The sequence below is a fragment of the Oceanicella sp. SM1341 genome (assembly GCF_003448965.1).
In the GTDB taxonomy this organism is placed as follows: domain Bacteria; phylum Pseudomonadota; class Alphaproteobacteria; order Rhodobacterales; family Rhodobacteraceae; genus Paroceanicella.
On sequence record NZ_QRGC01000068.1, the window covers coordinates 1 to 3,606 of the forward strand.

At 63.3% G+C, this 3,606-nt stretch carries 6 protein-coding genes; all 6 read left to right on the plus strand.

Annotated features, from left to right (window positions below; translation table 11 throughout):
• Positions 1-167: 167 nt before the first annotated feature.
• A complete protein-coding gene (locus tag D3P35_RS25590; protein WP_118138756.1) occupies positions 168-893 on the plus strand; it encodes a hypothetical protein in 726 nt (241 codons plus the stop codon).
• Positions 894-1,004: 111 nt separating this feature from the next.
• Positions 1,005-1,688 carry a hypothetical protein gene (locus tag D3P35_RS25595; RefSeq protein WP_157982342.1) on the plus strand — a complete coding sequence of 228 codons (684 nt, stop codon included), beginning with the start codon at positions 1,005-1,007 and terminating at the stop codon, positions 1,686-1,688.
• On the plus strand, positions 1,688-2,200 hold the full coding sequence (locus D3P35_RS25600; protein WP_118138758.1) for a hypothetical protein: 513 nt from the start codon (positions 1,688-1,690) through the stop codon (positions 2,198-2,200). Before D3P35_RS25595 ends, D3P35_RS25600 begins: the two co-directional genes overlap by 1 nt.
• 2 nt (positions 2,201-2,202) lie before the next feature.
• Complete coding sequence (locus D3P35_RS25605) at positions 2,203-2,619, plus strand: hypothetical protein (protein WP_118138759.1); 417 nt, start codon at positions 2,203-2,205, stop codon at positions 2,617-2,619.
• 161 nt (positions 2,620-2,780) lie between these two features.
• On the plus strand, positions 2,781-3,074 hold the full coding sequence (locus D3P35_RS26455; RefSeq protein WP_157982343.1) for a hypothetical protein: 294 nt from the start codon (positions 2,781-2,783) through the stop codon (positions 3,072-3,074).
• Positions 3,075-3,085: 11 nt separating this feature from the next.
• A complete protein-coding gene (locus tag D3P35_RS25615) occupies positions 3,086-3,502 on the plus strand; it encodes a hypothetical protein (RefSeq protein ID WP_118138761.1) in 417 nt (138 codons plus the stop codon).
• Positions 3,503-3,606: the final 104 nt, after the last annotated feature.

The window sequence follows — 3,606 nt, forward strand, 5'->3', positions numbered from 1 at the left end:
CGCGAGGCCGCCACCGAGGAGCGCCGCCGCCTGCAGGTGATCTCCGAGCGCCTCGCCGCCGGCCAGGTGCTCACCCCTGACGAAGCCGCCTTCCGGGCCTCCTGGGAGCGACGCGAACGCATAGCCGCGCAGCTGGTGCGCGGCGAGATCGAAGCGGAGGGCCTGTGATGGCAAAACCGAGACGCAAGCAGACCGTGGCCGAGATCCGCGCCCGCCTCGAGGGCGGCCCCGCCACCCGCTCCCGTCGCATCAGCCCGCGCCGCACCCGGCGCCAGGATGGCGGCGCGCGGGGCGAGTGGGTGCCCATCGAGATCTGGGAGGGCGGAGAGCGGATCACCTTCGCCGGGCATGTGACGCTGGTGCGGCCGCTGAGGGCGATGAACCTGCCGCCGTATCTGGTGGAGGTGGGGGTGCTCTATGGCGCGCTGAGCGAGCTCGCGTCGGCCTCGCCTACGGTGGACAGCCTGGTGCGGGAGGGGAATGGCGGCACGTCTGAGAGCCCCCAGGTGATGCAGCTTCGAGCGGCGCTGCGGCGCATTGCGATCCAGAGGAAGCTCGACCAGGCGCATCGGGCGATTGGAGAGCTCGCGGGGCTGATGCCCCGACGGCACCTCGCTCGACGGGGCAACCCTCAGGCGGCGGCCGAACTCGGCGCGAAACATCAGGGCTTCACATCCGAGACGTCTGCGATGTTGCGCCCCACCCCCGTCACGGCGCGCGCGCTGCTCGACCTGGTGTGCATGGAGGGACACAGTTTGAGCGCCGCTCTACAGCAGCATGGCTGGGTCGACGGAGGCGGCATACGAGCGAAGGCGGGTGCCGCTCTACTCGAGGCGCTTGAAGCGGTGGCAGCTGCTTGGGACGGCCGTGTCGCGAGAGGAACAGCCGGTTGATCGGAGCCATGCCTTCAGCCTGACCGCCCCAACTGAAGGCATGGCGCTTTTCTGGACTTGTCGGCCTCTCCGGATCGAAAAATCTCCGGCCGCGGCTCTTCGGAAATGTTCATGCAGTCGCTGCATCTGGTTGACAGAAGCTTATTTTCGCTCGATAGGGATTTGGTAACGCTTTGTTTAGAGGTTTGTGATTTGCGCCTTTCCACCATGATCGCCTCAGAGAGGCCGTTCTCTCTTATTCCCCGTCCAAAGGCCGTTTCCGCGCTCGCGATAGTTGCCGTGTCCCTCTCCCTTTCTGCCTGTGCAGACCCCGATTGGGCAAACAAGACAGCTCTCGTGGTGGGCGCGCCTCGAGCCGACGCGGCTGCCATCCGCGAACGGCAGACAGCCGTCTTCCACGATGTGACGGAGCAGCAGCTACTCATTGAAACCACGCAGGTTCTTCAGGATCTCGGCTTCACGATTGAGGAAAGCGTGGCACAGTACGGCGTACTCGCGGGCTCCAAGGATCGCGATGCGGTCGAGACCGGAGAGGTGGCCGGGCAGATTGCGCTCACTGTTGCCTTTGCGTTGATGGGAGCTTCCTACAACGCCACCTGGGATAAGGATCAGGTGATTCGAGCGACGGTGACATCCAGACCGGTAAGCACTTCCGATGTGCAGCTCCGCATTTCCTTCGAGCGGATCGTGACCCGCAACAACGGCCTCTCCCGGGCCGAAGATCTGACGGCACCGGAGTTCTCGTCGGGCTTCTTCGAGAAGGTCCGCGCCGGCCTGGCAATGGGAGAACGCTGATGCGTTGGCGAGTTTTTGGAATTGTCGCGGCGCTGGCCCTGAGCGCGTGTGCCCAGCCTGCCCTGCAGTATGTTCCGAGCAAGAAGAGCGCAGTGGAGCTGCGCACGATCCAGACGCGGGTCGTGCCTGGGGACTTCGACAACACAATGCGCTCGGTGATCGAGACCATGCACGATCTGGGGTACCGCATCACACGCGTGGCACCGGAAGCTGGTGTGGTTAGCGGAACGCGCTCATCCTCCCTTCGTCTCGCCGTGGTCGTGCAGAGCCGGGGGGAGGAGGAGAGCGCAGTGCGTGCAAACGCGTCTGTCATCTCTCAAATCCAAGAGGCGCAGGTCGACAGTCCGGAGTTCTATCAGAGGGACTTCTTTGTCCCGCTCGGGGACACGATGGGGCGGTCACTGACCACTCTCTCGGAAACCGATGACGCGCCCGACGCCGCAAGACCGGTCGCCGAGCTCAACACTCTGGCCGAGCGCGAAGCGCAGGCCAAATCGAACACCACGGAGTGAAAATGTACAGGTTCACCCTTCTCTGCATCACCGCGACCGCCGCTCTGGCCGCATGCACACCCGCCAGCGAACATGCCCGCGATGTGGCTGCCGCGAACAGCGCCGACGACAAGCTCACCGTCGGGGTTGTGCAGCGTGAGATTCATGTCGGCATGACCGGTTCTGACGTTGCCTCCGTTCTCGGCTCGCCGAACGTTGTTACCAGCAACTCCGGCGGGGGCGAGACCTGGATCTACGACAAGATCTCCACGCAGAGCGCCTACTCGGGGTCATCAGGTGGCGTGAACGCGCTGTTTCTGGCAGGTGTCGGAGCGAACGCCGCGGCGTCGGCGACGACGCAGCGCACTCTGACCGTGATCGTCAAGTATGATGCAACTGGCAGGGTGAGCGATTTCAGCTATCGCCAATCGTCGTTCTGATGCTCGGGCGCCGTTCCGTTCTCTGCGGCTTCGCGACTTTGATGGTAGGCTGCGCGGCGACGCCGGAGCAGCAACTGGCATCGTTGAGCCCGAGTTCGAGCGCGGTGTCTGCACGGTCGCAACAGTCGCGCCGGTTCGAGACTGGTGACCAGGAGCTGATGATGCAATCGGCCCTCGGAGCGCTGCAGGATCTTGGCTTTGGCATCGACGAGAGCAGCACCCAAACCGGCGTGATCGTGGGCTCCAAACGCGCCGGAGCGCAACTGCGGGTCCAAGTGTCGGTGCGCGCCCTTCCGGAGGGCGGCGGGACAATCGTGCGAGCGATCTTCCAACGGGTCGTGAACCGACCTGGCGCAATGCTGTCCACGGGCGAGACCCTGAATGATCCGAGCCTGTACCAGCAGTTTTTCGAGCGTGTAGCTCAATCTGCCTTTTTGACGGCCCATTCGATATGAGGAGATCGATTGTGAAAGCTCTCAATTCTCTGTTTCTTTTCGGGGTTACTTTCCTGATCGCCGGTTGCCAGATGAACAGCACGCAACAGGTCCTGCAATCGACGCGCAGCCAAGCGGCACAGCGCGTCATCTCTACCCGCGAGTACGATACGGCTGACCGCGACGCCGTTCTTCAGGCGGTTGTCTCCACGCTTCAGGATCTTGAATACGTCATTGATCGCGTAGACCCAATTCTGGGGACTGTTTCCGCTACACGCTATGGCAGGGACCTGTCGCGCCTGACCGTCTCGATTAGAGAGTCATCCGGCGTCACCATCGTTCGCGCCTCCGGTCAGACGAACCAGACCGAGATTTCCGACCCGCTGGCCTTCGAGAGCTTCTATGACTCTCTGTCCCAGTCCTTGTTCCTGCAGCCGCACAACGTGTGAGCGGTCGGATTTCCCCCTCTTGACCGCTAATCCGGCTTTAGAGTAGCAGATCGATAACTTCTAGAACCTGCGCCCGGGCGAGAGATCGCGCCGGGCGCTCGCGT